Below are 22,779 nucleotides of genomic sequence, written 5' to 3'. Positions count from 1 at the left end.
GGGCTAATCAAAAGGCTCATTCAAGGGCTAAGGCATGTCTCTGAACGTCTTAACGCCAATAACGTAATTTGGCCAAGGTAAACAAGAATGCCACAAACATGCCAAGATAGTACGCCTTTTTTACATCAAAACTGGGTTCTCGGTATTTGTGTGGTAAGGTTATCACGGCAGTGGCGGTGGGAATGATGATGAGCATAAATAACCATTGCTCCAAAACAGCAAGCCACGCATCTTGTCGATAACGCAATGCCGCCAACCCAAGCAACAAGCACGCCATAATCAGAGCAACAAACAGTCCCCTTGGTAAGTCATTGGGGAATAACTTATCAAAGATTGAGTGTTTGTTGGCTGTTACCGACTGTAAATCTTGTGAGTCATTTGGATTTAGGTTCATCAGCTATATGTTCCCATTAACCACAGCATGGTTACACAAGAGAGCAACAACCCAAGCGTGATGGCGTTGCGATGATGCACATCGTTACCTGTGATGCGAGTAAATACTTTTGCTCCCAGCCACATCAGCAATGGAAAACCCAGCACAAATGTGGGAATGATAATCACAGCATGAGTTACAACCTGTTGCCAAGGTTCACCAAATGCCAAGCGAAATCCATATCCCACCGTACTAAGCAACACTGCCAAGATGGCAAGTCCAATGGTGTAGCCTTTGGGAATGACAGAAACCTTGGTTTGGGTTGATGAGCGGATATTATGTGATTCAGTGTTCATCATTGATGGTCAAATTTGTTATCGCTCATGAACTGTTTATCGCTCATGATGGCAGTTAGGCGTTACTTGTGCCAGCTGTTCACGCATGTCAGCGATGGCTTTGGCATAGTCAGGTTGGTTAAAAATGGCAGAGCCAGCCACAAACATATCTGCCCCAGCTTCGGCAATGGCCCGAATGTTATCTGCTTTTACCCCACCATCAACCTCTAAACGGATACGTCTGCCACTGGCATCAATGCGTTCACGCACTTGGCGGATTTTATCAAGCGTACTGCCAATAAAGGTTTGCCCACCAAAACCTGGATTGACACTCATCAAAAGAATCTGATCAAGCTTATCCATCACATGATCAAGATGGTAAAGGGGTGTGGCGGGGTTAAATACCAAGCCGCATTCTGCACCGCCATCTTTGATGAGTTGTAATGATCGGTCAATGTGTTCGCTGGCTTCAGGGTGAAAGGTGATGATGTCTGCCCCTGCCTCTAAAAATTGCTCAATCATGCCATCAACAGGTTTGACCATCAAATGTACGTCAATGGGAGCGGTTATTCCATAATCCTTAAGTGCTTGGCATATCATGCTGCCAAATGTTAAGTTAGGAACATAATGGTTATCCATCACATCAAAATGCACCACGTCTGCCCCTGCGGTGATGACGTTGGCAACGTCTTCACCCAAACGAGCAAAATCCGCTGATAAAATAGATGGGGCTATCAGATAGTGAGAATCAGTCACAGTTTACCTCGATATTGATGGATACTTGATATTGATGGGTACTAGACATGAATGGATAATAGTGCTTCAATCATTTGTAAATCACTTGGATAAGTCAGTTTAATATTGCTACGACTGCCTTCCACAACATAAATGGGCAAACCCAACTGCTCAAAACCACTGGCCTCATCGGTGATGTGACTGCTTTGGGTAGTTATATGCTGCTTGGCAACATAACTGAGAACGTGTTGTAACTCTTTGAGCCGAAATACTTGTGGCGTTTGTGCTTGCCATAAATTTTGCCGTTGTATCGTCTGTTGTATTTGTCCATGTGCATCTACCTTTTTAAGGGTATCTGCCACAGGCGTGGCCAGTATTGCCCCATAGGGTTGCTGATGGGCAACTGCCAGCACGCTATGAATGTCATCGACCGCCACACAAGGTCTGGCTGCATCATGAATAAGCACCAAATCGTTAGGGTCAGCCCCTGCATTGGCAATGGCAATCACTCCTTGCCAAACTGATTGCCAACGCTCTTTGCCACCTTCTACCAAAGTCATGGGAACACAAAAGCTGACATCGTCAGTTAGGTGCTGTGCGATTTGTGTGGCAACGCCATCATCTTTTGCCACCACCAAATACAGATGCTTAAGCTGATTGCTCTGTGCCAACCGCAATAACCCATGTTCTAAAATGGTCTTGCCAGCCACTTGAACATATTGCTTGGGTTGATGTCCACCAAAGCGACTGCCCACACCCGCTGCCACCACCAAGCCATATACTTGTCCGTTTGCTTTAACCAGCGTCACTGTGTCCTCGACGGAATTAACTTATCCATTATCAATGTGTCCATTGTCAATGTATCTATCATCTCCATCATCAATTTATCCCTTCAGGAATTGGCTCAATCGCATCTTCAATGGGGGGCTGAGTTTTTAATACGTCATGGTTGGGGTTGGTTACTGGCACATCGGCGGTGGAAAACTGCACAAAGGTCTCGTATGGTTTGATTAATCCTAAGTCCAAACGTGCATGTTCTTCTACTGCTTCTAATCCTGTTTTTAGGTCTTTGACATCAGCAACTAAGATGCGATTCTTAGCGTGTTGCTCTTCGATTAGGGTTTCTTTTTCCTTGATTTGTTGTTGTAAGGCATTGCGTGCATCATACCCTCTACCACCAAACCAATATTGGTATTGCAATGACGCAAGCACCACCACCGCCACCAGCAATAACAACAACTGAGCTAAATACTTCATCAATCACAACCAAAACCGTATTTTCTTCACTTTTTTCTTAGCTTAACTTTTTTTAACTCAGAGCAACATTAACCACGCAATCCAATAAACTCTTGAGACCCACGATAGCTTGCTCGCACTTGCTGTTCAATTCGCAACAGCTGATTATACTTAGCAACCCTATCTGAACGACACAATGACCCTGTTTTGATTTGTCCAGCAGCAGTACCCACTGCCAAATCAGCGATGGTGCTGTCAGCAGTCTCACCTGAGCGGTGTGAAATGACGGTCGCATAGCCATGCTCTTTTGCCAAATAAATGGCATCTAACGTTTCAGATAAAGTTCCGATTTGATTAAATTTAATCAAAATGGCATTACCAATTTGCTTATCAATGCCCTGCTGTAAAATGGCAGGATTGGTTACAAACAAATCATCACCAACCAATTGTATTTTATCTCCCAGCTTCTGGGTTAGATAACGCCAACCGTCCCAATCTGATTCATCTAAGCCATCTTCGATAGAAATGATGGGATATTGTCTGACAAGACTGGTTAAATAATCAACAAATCCTTGACTGTCAAAACTTTTGTTATTTTCACCTGCCAATACATACTGCCCATGTTGATAAAATTCGCTGGCAGCACAATCTAACGCCAGATGAATGTCTTTGCCTGTTCTATAGCCTGCCTGCTCTATCGCCTGCATAATGACGGTAATGGCTTCTTCATTGCTACGCAAATTAGGAGCAAACCCCCCTTCGTCGCCAACAGCGGTGTTTAGCCCTTGCCCTTTTAGCACCGACTTTAAGCTATGAAAAATTTCTGTCCCTGCTCGCAATGCTTCAGAAAAGCTGGTAAAGCCAACAGGCTCAATCATAAATTCTTGAATGTCAACCGTGTTGTCAGCATGAGCCCCCCCATTTAAAATATTCATCATCGGCACTGGCATGGTTAAGGCAGTTTGACCACGTAAATTGGCAATATATTGGTGCAATGGCAGTTTGTGTGATTTGGCGGCAGCTTTGGCAACCGCCAGTGAAACTGCCAACATGGCATTTGCCCCAAGGTTGGCTTTGTTGTCTGTACCGTCCAGCTCAATCATAATATCATCAATGCGTTGTTGTTCATGGACATTGACATCTAATAAAGCTGCACGAATTTGACTATTGACGTTACTAACGGCTTTTTTTACCCCTTTGCCCATATAACGTTTGCTGTCGCCATCTCTTAATTCCAGTGCTTCTCTTGAGCCTGTTGATGCCCCACTGGGGGCTGATGCCCGTCCGCACGTCCCATCTGCCAAAATGACATCGGCTTCGATGGTGGGGTTACCCCGTGAGTCTAAAATTTCACGAGCTCGAATGTCTTGAATTTCATAAGTATGTTTGGCTTCTTCAGCATACATGGCAAAATCTCACAAGATGATGGCAAAATTAAAATAAATAAAGTCAATGACCAATGATAACTTGATAAATGAATAAGCTCGATTGACATATCCAAGCTTGACTGCCAACATCATACCATATTCATGCCAAACAGATGATTAAAATTTAGCCCTTTATCTCTCTTAACTCTTAACATCAGTCCTTAACATCTGTTGGTTGGTAGTACGTGAGCCGTAACGCATTCAGCAACACCGAGATGGAACTTAATGCCATGGCAGCAGCGGCAATCATGGGATTTAAAAAACCAAATGCAGCCAATGGTATGCCAATCACATTATAAATAAACGCAAAAAACAGATTTTGTTTGATGTTGGTCAGCGTTTGCTTGGCTATTTGTTGAGCATGAAACACATGCTGGAGCGACTCACCCACCAGTTTTGCAGACGCACTGTGTTGTGCAATGTCGGTGGCTTTTGCCATGGCAAAACTGGCATCTGCTTGAGTCATGGCGGCAGCATCATTGACCCCATCACCCACCATGGCAATCTTTTGCCCTTGAGTTTGCATGTTGGCGATTTTTTCTGCTTTTTGGCGTGGGTTCATCTGTGCATAGGCTTGCAAAATACCCAATTCATCTGCCATATGACTGACCACCGATTTGCCATCACCACTCATCATCACCACTTCAATGTTGGCGTGTTGTAGTGCTTTAACCGTGGCAGCAGCGTCTGATTTTAGCTTATCTGCCAAAGCAAATGCTGCTAATGGATAAGCGTCAGCACTGACCGTAACCACACTGGCTAACTGCCAAACTTTTGGCATCTGTTTGGGAAATTCAAATCCTGTCAATTCAGGACTGCCCACCTTAATCAGCCCTATCCCATCAATCACCCCCATGATGCCTTGCCCTGCCACCACTTGCACCTGATGCACAGGTAATAAAGGCAACTTGTATTGCTTCGCCAACGCCAACAGTGGCACAGCAAGTGGGTGGCTGGTATGTGCTTCAAGGCTGGCAACCAGTTGTAACACGTCTTTAAACTCAATCTGATGACTGACCAACATCTTATCCACTACTTTGGGCTTACCAACAGTGAGTGTGCCCGTTTTGTCCATCACCACCACATTGATATTGCCTGCCTGCTCTAAACTCTTGGCATCTTTAAACCACACGCCATATTTGGCCGCCAGTCCCATGCCTGCCATGATGGCGGCAGGCGTGGCAAGTCCCAACGCACAAGGGCAAGCAATGACCAACACCGACACACTGTGTAACAAACTGGTCTCAATCGACTGGGTAAAATGATAAGTTACCACGGCAGTTACAAGGGCAATCAATATCACCATAGGCACAAACACCGCTGCCACTTTGTCCGCCATACGTGCCATGGGAGCTTTTGAGCCTTGGGCTTCACTTAAGGCTTGTATCATATCGCCAAGTTGCGTCTGTGAGCCTAATGACATCACTTTATACAAAAAACTGCCATTAACCACCAACGCCCCTGCCAACACATCATCACCACATTGCTTGTTCAGTTGCCTAGATTCACCCGTTAGGTGACTTTCATCACAATAACCATTGCCTTCAATGACCTTACCATCTGCTGCAATGCGACTGCTTTGCTTGGCACGCAAAACATCACCAACCTGCACATCACTCAATGCCACTTCATGAAAATCACCCATATCAGAGCGACGCTCAACCACAGTTGGCGTTAAAGACAATAACAAATTGATGCTGTTTAAGGTATGTGATTTAGTACGATTCTCAAGATATTTGCCCAATCGCACAAATGCAATCACCATCACCCCAGCTTCAAAATACACATGCCCACCCATCACAGAGCCGACATTCATCACCCCAAGCTGTGCCAGCCACACCACCGTAGAATAGCCCCAAATTGCCAACGTACCAACCACCACCAGCACGTCCATATTTGCCATGTTCTCTTTAATAGAACTCCACGCACTTTTATAAAACGGAACAGCCAACACAAACTGCACAAAACTTGCCAAGACAAACTGTATCCAAAGTGGCGGCATCCAGCTCATGCCTTGAGCCAATAACATTCCCAACATGCCCCACAAAAACGGCAACAAACACATCAGCAACAAGATTAACCGCCACGGCAACTCATTTTTTATGCCATCTGCCTCATCAACATCTGACGCCCTGTCCAATCGATGGTCCAATTGATGGTCCAATCGATAAGCTCTGGCTTCATAGCCAATGGCATGTATCCAATCAATGATGTGTTCATCTGTCAGCTGTGGGTCAGTATGTTCAACCGTTACCATTTCACTGGCAAAATTAACCGATGCTTGTTTAACCATTGGTTTTTTATTCAATGATTTTTCAATACGAATGGCACAGTTTTGACATCTCATGCCCTGCACGACAAATTGTGAACGCAACTGTTCATTAGGACGCTCATTAGGGTTGCTAGAATCAGCACTGTCATCAGTGACGTGGTGATAATCAGAACTTGAAGAAGAACTTGAGTAAATAGGCATGGTCAATCAAACAATAAAATGATAAAGAATATAAAGAAAAGGACACAATCAAAAAATAAAAGATTTGAATTATACCCAAATAAAAAACCACCGCAATAAATATTTACAAAAATAAACCAATTTATGGGTTGCTAGCATCGGTATTTTATGACAAATTAAAGACGTGATGACCACCGTGATAAGCGTGATAATCACTGGGTATCACATCTGTCTCTTGCCTGCCTAAATGTCATTGCATGACACACATCGTGATTACATGACACACAGATTGGTAGGCATTGTTTGTTAAGAAGGAATTTACCATGAATATCATCATTAACAGCCATCATCTCACCATCACCGATGCCATGAAAGAAGCGGTCATCAACAAACTGTCAAAAGTTGAACGTCATTTTGACCAAATTCAAAGCATCAACGTGATTTTATCGCTTGATAACCATCACAGTGACAGCACCCATCAAGGACACAACTGTTATAAAGCAGAAGCCATCTTGCGAGTATCAGGCAAAGAGATGTTTGTCAGTAGCCATGATGATGACATGTATCAAGCCATCAACCAAATGGCAGATAAGTTAGATAGGCAAATTCGCAAATACAAAACTCGCATCAACCATAAACACCGCAACCAAAAACACCATTTGTGGCAATCGACTGATGAAACAGTGATTGATAAAGCAGTGGTTGCTGTTTAAATCTTACTAAGACAAACAAAAAATAAAACAAAAAAAAGTGCCTTAAATTAGGCACTTTTTTATAAGCACATGTTTGCTTACCATCAAGTACTGTTACAATGTTCTCTAATTAAAACGCTTTCAATATTTGATAAATCACCACTTTTAGGGTAGTCAGGCATATAAAAAATTAGCACACCATCATCAATACATAGACCATCATCATCAATTTTGTATTTTTTGTTGATGCCATGTAAAATATCTTTCAATTTTTTCAAGTTAACAGAAAAAATATCAACACCTTGCATATAAAAAGCTGAATTTGGCGAGTAAATTTCAATTTCTTTTACTTGATTATTAGGGTAATAAAAAATACCCACACCATCACCCCATGAAAAATCCATGGTGTTTTCTGAAAATATATTTTTTTTAATCTCTCTATATTCAGTCAAGAATTGACGAATTTCTTCTCTGCTTTTTGCTTTCAGAAAAGATGTTTGATACAAAAGTGGATAATGAAATTTCATTTTTCAATCCTTTTTTCTTTAAAATTATTAGGATTTAAAGTTTTAGAATAGTCAATCATTTCTTTAATTGCCTTATCGTACTTATCTAAGCTCAATCAGTTTAAAGCCATTGAGATAAAAGCCACTTAAATGACTTAAATAACTTAAATCTCAAATCTTAAATCTCAAATAAAGTTACTCGGCTTAATAAACGCCAAGCCAAATATCCCCACAAGAGCAATCAATGCCACAAACAATCCCATCAACACCTTGATACGTAAGTCATTCCCTGTTAAATTTGATGACCCAGCCAGTCGATATGCCTTACTGCTGGCACTGATAAAGGCAATGAACACCACCACCTTAGCAATGAGCCACTGCATGGGAACATTTAACTGTAAAAGAGGCATCAGCATAATTATCCCCGTTATCAGCATCACCCCATAAGCAATGTGAGTAATGATTTTAATCGGTTTGTGAGCCATGCGTCCTTGCCATGCCATCACGCCTTGATAAACAAACAGCAAGACAATCACCACAGCAATCAACATGTGTAGATGTTTCATGATTTTTCTCTGATTGATTTCAAAAACTACTTATTTTGACCTGCACAATTTGGACTTTTGGGCGAATCGCTGAGAATCTGCCATTCAGTTGGCGTATAAGTATGCAATGCCAGTGCGTGTACTGTACCACCACCAGATGTCAACAACTCTGCCAGCTCTTGATATAGCAACTGGTGACGAGTGGCTAAGCGTTTATCAATAAACACCTCACTGACCAAAGTTACCTTAAAATGACTTTCTTTGCCATCAAAGTAGCCAGCATGGTTCATGCTTTCGTTAACAATTTGCAAATAAACAGGCTCAAATGTTTGCAAACGGTGGAATATGTCATCTTGAATGGGAGTCATGGTTTTATACAGCTCATCTAATCAAAAAAGTCAAATCAATAACACAATCATCAACCATATCACCAGATAAGCTCAACAATATTATGGTCTAACAATATCATGTGGTTATGTGTCTAACAACTTCACACCAAACCATTATACATCAAATAAAGCTCAAATTTTGCTTAACTCGTTTTTGACATCAACCGTTGTGTGTTTTCGTTAAGTTACGTATCATTGACAATGATACTTCATCAGAGTTGAAAATGAGATAATAATTGTGAACCATCAACACATTAACCACTCTTGCCAATACGACTTTCCCAACCCGTTACATTGTGATGACAATCATGGCTTGGTTGCCATAGGGGCAGATTTATCCCCACAAACGTTACGATATGCTTATGCTCACGGACTGTTCCCTTGGTTTAATGACGGCGACCCCATCATGTGGTGGTCCCCCAACCCCCGCTGTGTCATCTACCCACACACTTACCAGCCAAGCAAAAGCCTGTCTCGCAAACTGAAAAAAAGCGATTGGCAAATCACCATCAACAGTGACTTTCTTTCGGTGATACAAGGCTGTGGTGATGCCCGTGTCTGTACCGATGGCACATGGATAACCGAAGAGATGATAACCGCCTATCACCAATTACACCACCTTGGTGATGCGGTGAGTGTGGAAGTCTGGGACGACGACAACCTTATCGGTGGATTATACGGCATCAAATTAGGGCAAGCATTTTTTGGCGAAAGCATGTTTCATCGGGTAACCGATGCGTCCAAAGTGGCATTTTTTGCTTTGATGACATTGTGCAGATTGTCTAACTTTGCTTGGGTAGATTGTCAACTGCCCAATGAACATTTGCTAATCCTTGGGGCAAGTGTGATAAGCCGTGATGCGTTTTTAACCAGCCTACCCAAACAAGTGTACCAACCAAGCTGTGACTGGTCGACACTCTATCAACACAAAATAGCGGTAAAAGCGTTATTTTTGGCTGAGCCAATTGTCAATCAACATCATCATTTGCGGTTAATCTAACCCTTTTTGTAGAATCAATGCATCAGTAAACGTTCCGTCTTTATTGTCATAATAATTTTTACGAACATGAATTTGTTTAAAATCAAACCCTTGATACAGTCCAATCGCTGACAGATTATCATTCCTCACTTCCAATAATAGTTTATCAACTTTTATATTTCTTAAAAATGTCATCACATCCATTAAAATCTGCTTTGCCACCCCCTGCCCTTGATGAGCCCTACCCACCCCAATTCGCAAAATTTCTGCCGTATCGAACATGGCTTGTGTCATACAATAGCCCATTATTTTATTATCCAATCGCATGACAAAAAAATGGGTGTGTCTTTGGCTAAAAAATTCTTGTAAAACGTCATCAGTCCAACTGCCGACAGAAAAAAGTTGCTTCTCAAGCTGAGCAATTTGAGATAAATCAGATTCTGATTGCTCCGTCAGCATATGTGATATTTGCTGTTTCATGTTTACATCACCTTTTATCTTTGCATCTATCTTTGCATCACTTTTCATCGACACTCAACACCATCTAAAAAAACAATCTCTAAAAAACAACAAACCACAAAAAAGAGCCACCGAAGTGACTCTTTTTTTTGTGGAATTTTTGTTTTGTGAATTGTCTGTTCTTAAAATAAGTCTATCAGAATCAGTCTTTTACAGATGATACTACACCAGCACCTACTGTACGACCGCCTTCACGAATGGCGAAGCGTAATCCTTTGTCCATGGCGATTGGGTGGATTAGCTCAACACTCATTTCGACGTTGTCGCCTGGCATGACCATTTCAGTGCCTTCTTGTAGGGTGATTGCTCCAGTAACGTCGGTGGTACGGAAGTAGAATTGTGGACGGTAGCCGTTTAAAAATGGGGTGTGACGTCCACCTTCTTCTTTGCTTAGTACGTAGACTTCAGCGTCAAATTTGGTGTGGGGGGTGATTGAGCCTGGTTTGGCCAGTACTTGCCCACGTTGTACTTCTTCACGTTTGGTGCCACGTAAAAGTACGCCACAGTTTTCGCCTGCTCGTCCTTCGTCCAGTAGTTTGCGGAACATTTCAACACCTGTGCAGGTGGTTTTGGTGGTGGGTTTGATGCCGACGATTTCGATTTCTTCGCCGACTTTGATGACGCCTGATTCAACTCGTCCTGTGACGACTGTGCCACGCCCTGAGATTGAGAATACGTCTTCGATGGGCATTAGAAAGTCTTTGTCAACGGCTCTTTCTGGTTCTGGTATGTAGGTGTCTAGGGTTTCTAGTAGTTCTAAGATGGCTGGTTCGCCGTATTTGCTGTCTTTGCCATTTAGGGCTTCTAGGGCTGATCCTTTGATGATTGGGGTGTCGTCACCAGGAAATTCGTAGTCGCTGAGCAGTTCACGTACTTCCATTTCAACCAGTTCTAGGAGTTCTTCGTCATCTACCATGTCGCATTTGTTCATGAATACCATGATGTAGGGTACGCCTACTTGGCGTGATAGTAGGATGTGCTCACGTGTTTGGGGCATTGGTCCATCGGTGGCTGATACGACTAAGATGGCTCCGTCCATTTGGGCGGCACCGGTAATCATGTTTTTGACGTAGTCGGCATGCCCTGGGCAGTCGACGTGGGCGTAGTGGCGGTTGGCGGTGTCGTATTCGATGTGTGAGGTGTTGATGGTGATGCCTCGGGCTTTTTCTTCAGGGGCGTTGTCGATGGCGGCGTAGTCTTTGGCTTCGCCTCCATGGTGCTTAGCAGCAACAGTAGCGATGGCGGCTGTTAGGGTGGTTTTGCCGTGGTCAACGTGCCCAATTGTGCCTACGTTTAGGTGGGGTTTGTTTCGTTCAAATTTCTCTTTGGCCATGGGGCTATTCCTCTTGATGTTAGGTGAGAGATAAAATTAAAATTTTTACTTAAGCTTATCGCTTCAATATTAAAACGATAAGCCAAATTACTGCTTTTAGATGATTAATTACTACTGATTAATGATATGAACTGGCTTGTTCTTATCCTTACTCGTCATCATCATCTTTTTTGCCATTGTATTTAGAAATGATTTCATCAGCAACAGATTTTGGAATTTCTGCGTATTTTTGGAATTCCATTGAGTATGTGGCACGACCTTGCGACATAGAGCGAAGTTGGGTTGCATAGCCAAACATCTCTGCCAATGGCACTTCTGCACGAATTTGCTTAGTCCCACCAGGCAAGTCATCCATGCCTTGAACCATACCACGGCGACGATTTAAGTCACCCATAATATCACCCATGTAGTCTTCAGGTGTTTCAACTTCAACTTTCATGATGGGTTCAAGCAGGGCAGGACTGGCATTCATAAAGCCTTTTTTAAAAGCGATAGAGCCTGCCATCTTAAATGACAATTCATCAGAGTCAACATCATGGTATGAACCATCATATAAAGTGGCTTTAACACCCACCACTGGGTATCCAGCCAAAACGCCGTTCTTCATGCGTTCTTGGATACCTTTATCAACCGCACTGAAGTATTCTTTTGGCACAACACCGCCAACAACTTCTTCTGCAAATTCATACTCAACTTCACCAGCAGGATCAAGTGGTTCAAGCCGTATCCACACATGACCGAATTTACCACGACCACCAGTCTGACGCACAAATTTACCTTCTTGCTCGACGGTTTGACGGATGGTTTCACGGTAAGCAACTTGGGGCGCGCCCACATTGGCCTCTACGTTGAACTCACGCTTCATACGGTCAACAAGAATTTCCAAATGAAGTTCGCCCATGCCACTGATGATGGTTTGACCTGACTCTTCGTCTGTGTGTACACGGAACGATGGGTCTTCTTTTGCCAAGCGGTTTAATGCAATTGACATTTTTTCTTGGTCAGCCTTGGTTTTTGGTTCAACTGCCAATGAAATCACTGGGTCAGGGAATTCCATACGCTCCAAAGTGATGACATTTTCTTCATCACATAGGGTGTCACCTGTGGTCACATCTTTTAGACCAACAAAGGCGACGATGTCACCTGCACGCACTTCGCTGACTTCATTTTGTGAATTGGCGTGCATCTCAACGATACGACCAATGCGTTCACGCTTCATTTTCACAGGGTTATATACGCTATCCCCTTGCTTGGCAACACCTGAATAAACACGAATAAAAGTCAAATTACCGACATACTTATCATTCATGATTTTAAAGGCTAATGCTGAAAACGGTTCATCATCTGATGATTCACGAGTAGCAACCGTTTCATCTTTATCATCTAAGATGCCTTTGATGGCGTCAACATCATTGGGTGCTGGTAAAAACTCGATTACCGCATCTAGCATGCGTTGTACACCTTTATTTTTAAAGGCTGTACCACATAGCATGGGTTGAATCTCAGTGGCTAGCGTACGCGCACGAAGACCTGCGATGATGTCTTCTTTTGATAAATCACCTTCTTCTAAGTATTTATCCATAAGCTCTTCAGAAGATTCAGCGGCAGCTTCCACCATGTTATTACGCCATTCATTGGCGGTTTCTTCCAAATCAGCAGGAATGTCTTGATAATCAAATTTCATGCCTTGGGTTTCGGTGTCCCAAATGATGGCTTTCATTTCAAGGAGGTCAACAACTCCTTCAAAGTTCTCTTCTGCACCGATAGGCACAACGATGGGAACAGGGTTGCCACCAAGGCGAGTTTTTACCTGCTCAACCACACGGAAGAAATTAGCACCCGTTCTGTCCATTTTATTCACAAACGCAAGACGAGGTACTTTATATTTATTGGCTTGTCTCCATACGGTTTCTGATTGAGGCTGTACACCACCAACCGCACAATACACCATACAAGCACCATCTAGCACACGCATAGAACGTTCAACTTCAATGGTGAAGTCAACGTGGCCTGGGGTATCGATGATGTTGATGCGATGTTCAGGGAATTGATTTGCCATACCAGACCAAAAACAAGTAGTGGCAGCAGAGGTGATGGTGATACCACGCTCTTGCTCTTGTTCCATCCAGTCCATGGTGGCAGCACCTTCATGCACTTCACCAATTTTATGGCTTTTACCTGTATAAAACAAAATACGTTCTGTGGTGGTGGTTTTGCCAGCATCAATGTGGGCAGAAATACCGATGTTACGGTAGCGTTTTAAGGGCGTTTTACGAGCCATAGTGTTATCCTAAGAGTGGTATGTTAAAAGCGGAAATGTGAGAACGCTTTGTTAGCATCTGCCATACGGTGTACTTCATCACGTTTTTTGACAGCGTTGCCTTTACCTTCGGCAGCGTCAGCCAGCTCACTCGCCAAACGTTGTACCATCGATTTTTCTGAGCGTTTTTTGGCAGCTTCCACCAACCAACGCATTGCCAAAGCGGTACGACGGGAGGGACGTACTTCCATAGGCACTTGGTAGGTTGCACCACCCACACGGCGAGATTTAACTTCAACCATGGGGCGAACAGCTTCTAGCACTTCTTCAAAAAATGCAACAGGGTCTTCGATATTTTTCTTGGTTTTAACGGTGTCTAATGCACCATATACGATGCGTTCTGCAACAGATTTTTTGCCGTCAACCATCACTTGGTTGATGAATTTGGCAAGGGTTTGGCTGCCGTATTTTGGGTCAGGTAAAATTTCACGGGCAGCAACGACACGACGTCTTGGCATGGTTAGTTTCCTTATTCTTCAGGACAGTCTGGCATTCACAAAATCGTGCTTATCAAACATCTTGGTTATTAAGTTGTTAAGATGATGGCTTTATCAAGCTCAAGCAAGATGGTTATCAGCCAGCCTTACTGCATATATATACAAAAAATATGCAAAAAAATTTATCATCAAATGATGACGGTGATATGGTGATTGATGGACAAAAACATACGCCATTGGTATTTTATGCCTTAGGCTTTTTCGCTCCATACTTAGAGCGACCTTGCTTACGGTCTTTTACGCCAGCTAAGTCTAAAGCACCACGGACAGTGTGATAACGCACGCCTGGCAAATCTTTAACACGACCACCACGGATAAGCACTACGCTGTGCTCTTGTAGGTTGTGACCTTCACCACCGATGTAGCTAGATACTTCATAGCCAGAAGTCAAACGCACACGGCAGACTTTACGCATGGCTGAGTTGGGTTTTTTGGGTGTGGTTGTGTAGACACGAGTACACACACCACGGCGTTGTGGGCATGCTTGCAACGCAGGAACTTTTGACTTTTCCTTGATGGTTTTGCGACCCTTACGAATTAATTGGTTAGTTGTTGCCATAAGGCATCTTTCTCCCGTTGAGTGAAATAAAAACTGGGTGAATTGGCTTGAAATGTTCATTTAAACTAAAATCACCCATTTTTAGGACAATATATTATAAGGATGTCAATGATGTTTATCAACCTTTTATTTTATCAACCTTGGATTAAGACGTTGAGACATCACCACCACGATTGTCATCGTTCGCATTGTCATCGCTGTTGACATCATCATTTAAGTCATCTGCCATCTGTTCGTTACGCTTATCGGTTAAACTTGCCAATTTAATTTCAGGAGCAAAGGTGGCTTGAGCCACACCAATGATCTCTTCAATGAGTAGGCTATTGTAGTGACAGCCTGCAACAACCGCTGTCATGGGGAATATTTTTTTTGCCCAACCCATGCTTAGGTTTTCTAAATCTAAATTCATTTTTTCTATGAGCAGGTCGATTTGTTCGGCATAATAGCTGACACTACCACCAGCAAATGCTTGGTTTTTTAATTCATGATGCAGCCCATTTTGTTCAGCATTGTCGACCATTTTACCTGCCACACCAAGCCCTGCTAAGATGGCTTGTTTTTCTTGCATTTTGCTTAAATTACTGGCAGCAATGACAGCGTAGGCTTTATTGATGCCTTCTTTACCTATCAGTGGTTGGTCATAGACGGCCGCCAGTTGATAGGTGGTGCGCAGTGATACAAGCAATAGCCACAAGGTATCTGCTAACATGCCTGGCAGTCCTGCCAATCCTGTCAGGCCGCCCAATGTTGCCAATGCTCGGTTTTGATTAGCGATGTCTCGTGCCAAGGTGTGACGGTCAATGTCTGATAGATGCTGTGAGTTTAGACGCTGTTCTTGGTTTAAATCCAGCTGACTCCAGTTGGCGGCTAAGTGAGCAATTTGCGAAAATATGGCATCAACTGCTTTTTCAAAGGTGCTGTCTGGCACGACTTTTTTGATGTATTTGCCATAACTGGCAAAGCGGTTACCCACCAGTTGAGCTGATGTGCAGATGGTTTGGTTACGAAATAAGTTAGCTTTATCAACAGATAAATCGGCGGCATGGAATTTATGGGGGGTTTCTCGTTTGATGTTAAAGGATTCAATGAGTGAGCCTAGGTTTTCTAGTTGGTCACGAGCAAACATACCCAAATTTACCAATTTGCTTTTTTTATCAAGGTTGTTGGTCTGATTGTCGGTTTGGGCAGTGCGGTCATTATCGGTCATAAGGTTCTCCAAAATTAGGGTAACACAGTTAGTCCATTTGATTATGGAAATTAGTCTGTATAATTGTCATGATAATAAGTTCAGGACAATAATTGCAAGGCAGAGTATGTTACCAAACACATATAATTAGTAACGAAATTTTGAGTAATGACAATTTTGTTTGTTTGTTCTTTATATAAATGCCACAAAATATAAACGCCACAAACATGATTTAGCAAAATTAACTTTTTACCAAGATTGCTTAACATATCATACTGCACTGCTACTTAACTCTCTATATATTTAGGTTACTTAACATGCTACCTACTTTTCTTCATTCATTTGAGTGTGAGTTTTTATCTGCTTTTTGTGCGCCTAAGTTATTACAGCGGTTAATGATTTATCAACGTTACCACAATTTACCAATAACACCCATTTGGCTTAATCATCACACAACAGATGAAGCAAGCCAGCAGTCGCATTCGGTGATTGGTCTGTTGCCCATGGTCAGTTTTCTTTATGAACGGTGTGATACGCTTTGTGCTAAGGCAGTTTTATCTAAACAGATATCCAAGCAAATGCAGGTATTTACAAAATGCGTTATCCATAGTCATGCAAATATACAAACTTTAAAACAATGGCAATCAGCAAAGACGGTAACTTTTACTCAGGCATCTGATTATCATCATTATTTATTAGATAACAAAATAAATATATCGCAACTATCAAACAGGTCAATCAACCAACAAATTATTAAATTTGAGTTAAGCCATGATGACGCTGGTTATCGACAGTTTGCTGATTATTTAATGGCATATTGTTGCCATCAGGATTATGTATCAATAAATAACACATCAAATAAAATAAATAAACCACCAAACACAGGTTATCATCATGGGTTGATGGGATTTATCAGTTATGATGCATCGGTAATTTATTTGACAAATGATTTTACAGAACAATCAAAGCAAATAAATCAGCCACAACCATTGGCATATTTTGGCCATTATCCTTTATTTTTAAGTGTAATGACTTTAAAAGATGGTAACAATCACCCCTATTATAAATGGAAACTGCATGCACAAAATGCGTGGGCAGTTTCCTTAATAGATGATGTGGTGCAATTACTAAAGGACATGTTAACTTTATCAACGTCCATCTTGACAACTTTGTCATCTCATGAACAAAACATGTCTAAACAAAGTAAGCAAGCAAGCCCACCACCATTAATACTCACACCATTATGGACAAAAACTGATTATCAACATGCTTTTGATAAGGTACAAGCACACCTACACGCAGGAGATTGTTATCAGATTAATTTAACCCAATGTTGGCAAGCTAAATTACCAATAAAAGCCAATGGTGATTTGTGTCAGTTAGTGGAATACTTACCTAAACTGCATGGCAGCACTCACGCTCCTTTTGCAGGATATTTGATGCTGGCAAATACGCCATCATTTAATCATGACTGTAAATACTTTGAGTTATTAAGTTGTTCGCCTGAGCTGTTTGTGCAGTTTCAATTTACGCTCGATGGTTTAAGCCCTTTAAAAATTACCACAAAACCCATCAAAGGCACACGGCCCAGAGGTAAGACATTAGCCGAAGACCAAGCTTTGTACAACGAGCTATTAAATAGCCAAAAAGATTTGGCAGAAAATGTGATGATTGTGGATTTGTTGCGTAATGATTTGGGTAAATATGCCCAAACTGGCAGTGTTACTGTGCCAAAGCGATTTGCTATAGAAAGTTTTAGTAATGTTCATCATATGGTCAGCACCATCACCGCCACATTAAAGCAAGATGTGCATCCCATTTGGGTATTATTTGATAGCCTGCCTGCTGGGTCAATTACTGGCACACCAAAAAAACGCTCGGTAGAGCTTATTCACCAGCTAGAGCTTATGCCTAGAGGGGCATATTGTGGCACATTGGGTTATCTTAATTTTGATGGGACGGGTGTGTTTAATGTGTTGATACGTACCTTACAAGCAAAAAATGACGGCACTGTACAATTATGGGCTGGTGGTGGCATTACTGTGGCATCTGATTGTGAGTTGGAATGGCAAGAATGCCATGATAAAGTGGGTAATTTATTGAACATTTTGTCCAATTAGATAGCGTCATTAACCAGATAAGGCAGTGTATGGCATACCATCATTATCATGGTATGTGTGCGATGGTTTAATTGATGTTGACTGTTGCCATCATGATTATTACTATGATGCAATCAAAAGGAGGTTTTATGTCGCCCACCAGTAATCATCAGTTTGCCAATAATCAGCTTGCTAATAGTCAACTTGCCAACCGCCTGGCCGATGTGGTCAATGCCACAGATAACGTTCCTACCCAAGACCAGGTGCTTGATAGCGACAAAGATGCTCCGCTATTGGCAGAAACTAAGCTGTTAAGTGAGTTGATTGTTAAAGTCATTGAATCACAAACTTCTCAGTTAGTGACTAATTTGGTGCATCAACTGTTATCTGGTGATAATCCCAAAACCACCATCACCGAAGCTTTGCCAAAACTGGACGAGACGCAAACCGAAAACTTAATTCGAGCGTGTGGGCTGTTTGCTCAAATGTTTAACATCGCTGAAGACCGTCATCATGAACGTCGTCGTGAAGCATATGAACTGGCGGACACTGTTTCACCCAATAGTTTTGCTGGTGTATTAGCAGATATCAAAGCTCAAGGAGTCCAAACAGAACAGTTGCAACAACAGTTAGAAACAATGCAGGTAAGTGCTGTCTTGACGGCTCATCCCACTGAGGTTCAGCGACAAAGTGTGTTGGGAATGCACCGCAAAATCCGCCAATTATTAGACAAACACAGCCACACTCAAGGCAACAAGCAACAACGCATTAAAGACAAGATAACTACTGTATTATTGGCACTTTGGCAGACTAATGAAACTCGCCATTTCAAAATCACAGTAGATGATGAAATTCAAAATGGCATCGCTTACTTTGACTTAAGTTTTTTTCAGGCACTACCCAATTTATATGCAGATTTACAGCGACAGTTGAATGAACATTACCCCAATGCTTGGATACCAGAGATGATTAATATCGGTGGTTGGATTGGTGGAGACAGAGATGGTAATCCTTTTGTCGATGCAGACATTTTAAAAAAAGCTTTTACCAAACAGGCTCAAACCGTATTTTGCTTTTATCATAAAGCATTATTGTCATTGTATGATGAGTTACCATTATCCATCAAACGAGTACAAGTAGATAAAAGTGTCTTAAAGATGGCAGCCATATCACCTGATATGGCAATCTCTCGTACCGAAGAGCCTTACCGCCGTGCCATTGCGTTGATGATTGCTCGCTTAAATGCTTGTGCCGATAACCTTGGCTTATCACTTCATTTTACCTATCAATTTAAGTCTTATCATGATTCTGTTAACAAGAATAATGAAATAGCAAATAATGCAACTAACCCACAAGGATACCAAAATAGCGAAGCATTTTTGGCAGATTTGAAGTGCATTAAAACATCTTTACTCAGTCATGGTAGTGGCGAATTAGCACAAACAAATCTTGATAATCTTATCCGTGCAGTATCAGTATTTGGTTTTTATTTGATGCCACTGGATTTACGTCAACACGCTGGTATTTACACCCAGACGGTACATGAGTTATTTGAAAAAGCCGACTTGGAAGATTATTTATCATTATCTGAGTCAGCACGACAACGAGTACTGTTAAGAGAGTTAGCAACTGCCCGTCCACTTTATAATCGTTATCTCAATTATAGTAAACAAACTCAAAAAGAGCTTGCCATCTTTATGCAAGCTGGCAACATAAAAGACAACTATGGTGAGCTTGCCATTACTCAAAGCATCATCTCTAACTGTGAATCCTTAAGTGATTTGTTGGCATTATCATTACTGATGAAAGAGACGGGGCTGTTAATCATCAAAAATGGCAAACCGCACAGTCGAATCAACATTGTGCCTTTATTTGAAACCATTGATGCTCTTAAAACCTGCCATCACATCATGAATAATCTTTTTACCATACCATGGTATCGCCAGCTATTAACCAGTCGAGATAACATTCAAGAAATTATGCTTGGCTATTCAGATAGTAATAAAGATGGTGGCTATGTTACCAGTCAGTGGTCATTATACCAAGCTGAAGCAGAGCTGGTGAATATCTTTGCTCAACATGGTATACGACTGCGTTTATTTCATGGACGTGGAGGTAGCGTGGGGCGTGGGGGTGGTCCATCATTTGAAGCAATTTTAGCACAGCCAGCAGGATCGGTAGCAGGGCAGATACGCATCACTGAACAAGGGGAGACCATCACCGCCAAATATGCCGATGCCACCAATGCCGAACATAATCTTGAGGCTTTGGTATCTGCCACATTAAAAGCCACTATATTGCCAAATACCACGTTAACCCCCGACCATAATCTGATGCAAACATTCTCACAAGCGGCATTTGTGCATTATCGTGAATTAATCAGTAATCCTGCGTTTATTGATTATTTCATGCAAACCAGTCCCATCACTGAAATTGCCAGCTTAAATATTGGCTCTCGTCCCGCCAGTCGTAAAACATTATCTTGCATTCAAGATTTACGAGCCATTCCTTGGGTGTTTTCTTGGATGCAAAATCGGCTCATGCTCCCTGCATGGTACGGCTTCGGTACAGGAGTACAAACCTTGCTAAAAGATGATGCTCATAATCTTCAAGTACTACAACATCATGCCAAGCACAGTGCTTTTTTTTATGCCATGCTATCTAATATGGAACAAGTGCTTGCTAAAGCTGATTTAACCATTGCTGAAAGTTATCTTGAGTTATCAGAAGACCAAGCCTATGCTAAAGTCATCTTTAGCAAGATAACCGATGAGTTTAACCTTAGCAAACAAGCCTTATTAGACATCACCCAACAAACACATCTACTCACCAGCAACCGATCGCTTGCTCGTTCACTAGCGTTGCGATTACCTTATTTAAATGCCCTAAACTGGTTACAAGTATCATTACTTAAAGAACGTCGAGGGCAGGGTAAACAAAAACCATCATCATTATTTGCTCAAGGAGCAAGTTTTGATGATGAGCGTTTATTAAAATTAACACAATTAACCATCAATGGAGTGGCGCAAGGACTTAGAAATACAGGCTAATCCCAGTAATTAGCCAACGAGAGATAAAATCAAGCCCTAAATACACCCCAAATAAAACCATCGCAACCATATAAACAGTAACCACATGACCATAACAACCACCAAAAACATGACAAATGATATCTTATTGGGCGATGACATTGATGCCGTAACCACCGCTGTGGTGCTGGCAACGTTTGGTCATCAAGTGCAGATTTACAGTCACAAACAACGACTACAAGCAACCTTAGAAAAATACAGTTTTGAGCATCAGGTGATGGCGTTATGGCAGTTGTATGTGAATAAAGGGTGTATTGAATTATCCCAGCTACCCCAAAAAATTCATGCTAATGATGCTGACATATCCGTTTGGCAAAATATTTGTCAATCAAAGGTTGAAGTGATTTGGTGGTTTGTGAATGACACCATTCAAGCCAATCAACAGCTGATTAATCAACAGCTGGTCAATCAACAAACACAGGCTCAACACGACATCATTGATTGGACAACAAATGACTGGACAGATGCCATGGTTACGGCTTGTAACACCAGTGAATACCAGTCGGTTGCCATTGTGTTATCAGGCAAACAACCCATCGGCTATTTTCATCAATTATCACAACAATTACACCGCCCTTGGGTGTATTATGTGCCGTTTGTATTTTTACAAGATGGTCAAGCATATCACTCAATGCTGTCTCCATTTTTATGGCTATTGGGTGAAAAAACACCCAACAGTGGTCAACGGGTGTCTTCTTTGACTTTATTGCAAAATCATGCCAAACAAAGTGAAGTGGCGGATATCAATACCATGGAGTTTGCTCGTAGTGGCATCATGGCGATGCTTGCCACTCGAGTCAGTTATATGAATGAGCTGTCAAGACTGGCAGACGCACATAAAGTAGACATCACACGCATCAGTCACATCATGGGATTAGACAGTCGCATCGGAGCAAGCTATTTACAAGCTGGTTGGGGCTTTGGTGGGCGAACGCTTCCTGTCGAGATGCAGCTGATTAAGCAAAGTTTTGCACAGACACACACTGACAGTCGGCTCATCACGGCAGTAGATGCCATTAATGAAGACCAAAAAGAGCTGATATTTCGCAAGTTCTGGCAGTATTTTGATGGTTTGATAGACAATAAAACCGTACTGATTTGGGGTGGCAGTTATAAAGCAGGCTCAGGACGCACACAAAACTCTGCCATTCATCCGTTATTGCGTTTATTATGGTCGTATGACATTCAAACCTTAGTGTATGCAGATAAAGCCACAGAAGAATTGCGATTGACTTATCTACAATCAGAACAATCACAACCAAATCAACCACAATCGGTTAAGCCAAAACTGACGTTGTTACAGCACCCTTATGAACGCATCAATGATGCCCATGCGTTATTTGTGATAAGCTGGGATAACGCTCAGGCGGTGCAAGTGGCTCGCATCAATGACGTGGCAATTCCAGTATTTGACGCAAAAAATTGTTTCAGCACATCTCAAGTTGCTCAGTTGGTGGGAGACTATGTGGGCATGGGCAGATAGATATAGATAATGGATATAGATAATG

At 42.0% G+C, this 22,779-nt stretch carries 21 protein-coding genes; 5 read left to right on the top strand and 16 right to left on the bottom strand.

Annotation, left to right across the window (positions count from 1 at the left end; genetic code table 11):
• Window positions 1-49: 49 nt before the first annotated feature.
• From WDM69_RS02435 to WDM69_RS02405, 7 genes are all read right to left on the bottom strand, one after another.
• Window positions 50-394, bottom strand: coding sequence for a hypothetical protein (locus WDM69_RS02435; RefSeq protein WP_338755623.1), 345 nt, complete (start codon window positions 392-394; stop codon window positions 50-52).
• Entirely contained in the window at window positions 394-732 is a 339-nt protein-coding gene (locus WDM69_RS02430; protein WP_338755622.1) for a hypothetical protein, read from the bottom strand. The genes WDM69_RS02435 and WDM69_RS02430 overlap by 1 nt, the downstream gene beginning before the upstream one ends.
• Before the next feature lie 33 nt (window positions 733-765).
• The gene (rpe, locus tag WDM69_RS02425; RefSeq protein ID WP_338755621.1) at window positions 766-1,464 is read right to left on the bottom strand and encodes a ribulose-phosphate 3-epimerase; all 699 of its coding nucleotides are present in this window, start codon (window positions 1,462-1,464) and stop codon (window positions 766-768) included.
• Window positions 1,465-1,505: 41 nt separating this feature from the next.
• Window positions 1,506-2,252 carry a 2-C-methyl-D-erythritol 4-phosphate cytidylyltransferase gene (ispD, locus tag WDM69_RS02420; RefSeq protein WP_338755620.1) on the bottom strand — a complete coding sequence of 249 codons (747 nt, stop codon included), beginning with the start codon at window positions 2,250-2,252 and terminating at the stop codon, window positions 1,506-1,508.
• Window positions 2,253-2,322: 70 nt separating this feature from the next.
• A complete protein-coding gene (locus WDM69_RS02415) occupies window positions 2,323-2,700 on the bottom strand; it encodes an FtsB family cell division protein (RefSeq protein WP_338755619.1) in 378 nt (125 codons plus the stop codon).
• Between the two features lie 68 nt (window positions 2,701-2,768).
• Entirely contained in the window at window positions 2,769-4,085 is a 1,317-nt protein-coding gene (gene eno / locus WDM69_RS02410) for a phosphopyruvate hydratase (RefSeq protein ID WP_078306071.1), read from the bottom strand.
• Between the two features lie 175 nt (window positions 4,086-4,260).
• On the bottom strand, window positions 4,261-6,579 hold the full coding sequence (locus WDM69_RS02405; protein WP_411350513.1) for a heavy metal translocating P-type ATPase: 2,319 nt from the start codon (window positions 6,577-6,579) through the stop codon (window positions 4,261-4,263).
• A gap of 302 nt (window positions 6,580-6,881) precedes the next feature.
• Between WDM69_RS02405 and hpf the strand changes: the two genes are divergently transcribed.
• A complete protein-coding gene (hpf, locus tag WDM69_RS02400) occupies window positions 6,882-7,271 on the top strand; it encodes a ribosome hibernation-promoting factor, HPF/YfiA family (RefSeq protein ID WP_078306069.1) in 390 nt (129 codons plus the stop codon).
• An 83-nt stretch (window positions 7,272-7,354) separates the two neighbouring features.
• On the opposite strand, the gene WDM69_RS02395 is transcribed toward hpf, so the two are convergent.
• The 3 genes from WDM69_RS02395 to WDM69_RS02385 form a co-directional block, all read right to left on the bottom strand.
• Window positions 7,355-7,777: a hypothetical protein gene (locus WDM69_RS02395; RefSeq protein ID WP_078306068.1), complete on the bottom strand. Its 423-nt coding sequence runs from the start codon at window positions 7,775-7,777 to the stop codon at window positions 7,355-7,357.
• A 164-nt stretch (window positions 7,778-7,941) separates the two neighbouring features.
• On the bottom strand, window positions 7,942-8,322 hold the full coding sequence (locus tag WDM69_RS02390) for a SirB2 family protein (RefSeq protein ID WP_078306067.1): 381 nt from the start codon (window positions 8,320-8,322) through the stop codon (window positions 7,942-7,944).
• Between the two features lie 26 nt (window positions 8,323-8,348).
• The gene (locus WDM69_RS02385; RefSeq protein ID WP_078306066.1) at window positions 8,349-8,669 is read right to left on the bottom strand and encodes a BolA family protein; all 321 of its coding nucleotides are present in this window, start codon (window positions 8,667-8,669) and stop codon (window positions 8,349-8,351) included.
• A gap of 259 nt (window positions 8,670-8,928) precedes the next feature.
• On the opposite strand from WDM69_RS02385, the gene aat reads away from it, so the two are divergent.
• The gene (aat, locus tag WDM69_RS02380; RefSeq protein ID WP_078306065.1) at window positions 8,929-9,690 is read left to right on the top strand and encodes a leucyl/phenylalanyl-tRNA--protein transferase; all 762 of its coding nucleotides are present in this window, start codon (window positions 8,929-8,931) and stop codon (window positions 9,688-9,690) included.
• Here the strand turns inward: aat and rimI are convergent.
• The 6 genes from rimI to WDM69_RS02350 all read right to left on the bottom strand — a co-directional run bounded on the left by rimI (window position 9,682) and on the right by WDM69_RS02350 (window position 16,104).
• Window positions 9,682-10,149, bottom strand: coding sequence for a ribosomal protein S18-alanine N-acetyltransferase (gene rimI / locus WDM69_RS02375; protein WP_338755618.1), 468 nt, complete (start codon window positions 10,147-10,149; stop codon window positions 9,682-9,684). The two genes, aat and rimI, sit on opposite strands and share 9 nt — an antisense overlap.
• A 181-nt stretch (window positions 10,150-10,330) precedes the next feature.
• A complete protein-coding gene (gene tuf, locus WDM69_RS02370; RefSeq protein ID WP_338755227.1) occupies window positions 10,331-11,521 on the bottom strand; it encodes an elongation factor Tu in 1,191 nt (396 codons plus the stop codon).
• 148 nt (window positions 11,522-11,669) lie between these two features.
• On the bottom strand, window positions 11,670-13,802 hold the full coding sequence (gene fusA, locus WDM69_RS02365) for an elongation factor G (protein WP_078307178.1): 2,133 nt from the start codon (window positions 13,800-13,802) through the stop codon (window positions 11,670-11,672).
• A 23-nt stretch (window positions 13,803-13,825) separates the two neighbouring features.
• The gene (gene rpsG, locus WDM69_RS02360) at window positions 13,826-14,299 is read right to left on the bottom strand and encodes a 30S ribosomal protein S7 (protein WP_078307176.1); all 474 of its coding nucleotides are present in this window, start codon (window positions 14,297-14,299) and stop codon (window positions 13,826-13,828) included.
• Window positions 14,300-14,522: 223 nt separating this feature from the next.
• Window positions 14,523-14,897 (bottom strand): 30S ribosomal protein S12, encoded by a 375-nt coding sequence (gene rpsL, locus WDM69_RS02355; RefSeq protein ID WP_078307175.1) that lies wholly within the window; start codon window positions 14,895-14,897, stop codon window positions 14,523-14,525.
• Window positions 14,898-15,042: 145 nt separating this feature from the next.
• Window positions 15,043-16,104 (bottom strand): EcsC family protein, encoded by a 1,062-nt coding sequence (locus WDM69_RS02350; RefSeq protein ID WP_338755617.1) that lies wholly within the window; start codon window positions 16,102-16,104, stop codon window positions 15,043-15,045.
• Between the two features lie 296 nt (window positions 16,105-16,400).
• Between WDM69_RS02350 and WDM69_RS02345 the strand changes: the two genes are divergently transcribed.
• The 3 genes from WDM69_RS02345 to WDM69_RS02335 all read left to right on the top strand — a co-directional run bounded on the left by WDM69_RS02345 (window position 16,401) and on the right by WDM69_RS02335 (window position 22,754).
• On the top strand, window positions 16,401-18,203 hold the full coding sequence (locus WDM69_RS02345) for an anthranilate synthase component I family protein (protein ID WP_338755616.1): 1,803 nt from the start codon (window positions 16,401-16,403) through the stop codon (window positions 18,201-18,203).
• 128 nt (window positions 18,204-18,331) lie between these two features.
• Window positions 18,332-21,232: a phosphoenolpyruvate carboxylase gene (gene ppc / locus WDM69_RS02340; protein WP_338755615.1), complete on the top strand. Its 2,901-nt coding sequence runs from the start codon at window positions 18,332-18,334 to the stop codon at window positions 21,230-21,232.
• Between the two features lie 85 nt (window positions 21,233-21,317).
• Window positions 21,318-22,754, top strand: a complete 1,437-nt coding sequence (locus tag WDM69_RS02335; RefSeq protein WP_338755614.1) for a UDP-glucose/GDP-mannose dehydrogenase family protein — start codon at window positions 21,318-21,320, stop codon at window positions 22,752-22,754.
• Window positions 22,755-22,779: the final 25 nt, after the last annotated feature.

Source organism: Lwoffella lincolnii (assembly GCF_037201985.1).
In the GTDB taxonomy this organism is placed as follows: domain Bacteria; phylum Pseudomonadota; class Gammaproteobacteria; order Pseudomonadales; family Moraxellaceae; genus Psychrobacter; species Psychrobacter lincolnii.
Note: the sequence above shows the minus strand (reverse complement) of the source record. Positions and strands in the feature narration are given on the sequence as shown.

Excerpts from the sequence above, each read along its gene's own strand:
- fusA (WP_078307178.1), bottom strand. The coding sequence starts at position 13,802 with ATGGCTCGTAAAACGCCCTTAAAACGCTACCGTAACATCGGTATTTCT.
- rpsL (WP_078307175.1), bottom strand. The coding sequence starts at position 14,897 with ATGGCAACAACTAACCAATTAATTCGTAAGGGTCGCAAAACCATCAAG.
- tuf (WP_338755227.1), bottom strand. The coding sequence starts at position 11,521 with ATGGCCAAAGAGAAATTTGAACGAAACAAACCCCACCTAAACGTAGGC.
- WDM69_RS02390 (WP_078306067.1), bottom strand. The coding sequence starts at position 8,322 with ATGAAACATCTACACATGTTGATTGCTGTGGTGATTGTCTTGCTGTTT.
- rpsG (WP_078307176.1), bottom strand. The coding sequence starts at position 14,299 with ATGCCAAGACGTCGTGTCGTTGCTGCCCGTGAAATTTTACCTGACCCA.
- WDM69_RS02350 (WP_338755617.1), bottom strand. The coding sequence starts at position 16,104 with ATGACCGATAATGACCGCACTGCCCAAACCGACAATCAGACCAACAAC.
- WDM69_RS02385 (WP_078306066.1), bottom strand. The coding sequence starts at position 8,669 with ATGACTCCCATTCAAGATGACATATTCCACCGTTTGCAAACATTTGAG.
- rimI (WP_338755618.1), bottom strand. The coding sequence starts at position 10,149 with ATGAAACAGCAAATATCACATATGCTGACGGAGCAATCAGAATCTGAT.
- hpf (WP_078306069.1), top strand. The coding sequence starts at position 6,882 with ATGAATATCATCATTAACAGCCATCATCTCACCATCACCGATGCCATG.
- WDM69_RS02335 (WP_338755614.1), top strand. The coding sequence starts at position 21,318 with ATGACCATAACAACCACCAAAAACATGACAAATGATATCTTATTGGGC.
- WDM69_RS02415 (WP_338755619.1), bottom strand. The coding sequence starts at position 2,700 with ATGAAGTATTTAGCTCAGTTGTTGTTATTGCTGGTGGCGGTGGTGGTG.
- WDM69_RS02345 (WP_338755616.1), top strand. The coding sequence starts at position 16,401 with ATGCTACCTACTTTTCTTCATTCATTTGAGTGTGAGTTTTTATCTGCT.
- WDM69_RS02405 (WP_411350513.1), bottom strand. The coding sequence starts at position 6,579 with ATGCCTATTTACTCAAGTTCTTCTTCAAGTTCTGATTATCACCACGTC.
- WDM69_RS02435 (WP_338755623.1), bottom strand. The coding sequence starts at position 394 with ATGAACCTAAATCCAAATGACTCACAAGATTTACAGTCGGTAACAGCC.
- WDM69_RS02430 (WP_338755622.1), bottom strand. The coding sequence starts at position 732 with ATGATGAACACTGAATCACATAATATCCGCTCATCAACCCAAACCAAG.
- ppc (WP_338755615.1), top strand. The coding sequence starts at position 18,332 with ATGTCGCCCACCAGTAATCATCAGTTTGCCAATAATCAGCTTGCTAAT.
- eno (WP_078306071.1), bottom strand. The coding sequence starts at position 4,085 with ATGTATGCTGAAGAAGCCAAACATACTTATGAAATTCAAGACATTCGA.
- WDM69_RS02395 (WP_078306068.1), bottom strand. The coding sequence starts at position 7,777 with ATGAAATTTCATTATCCACTTTTGTATCAAACATCTTTTCTGAAAGCA.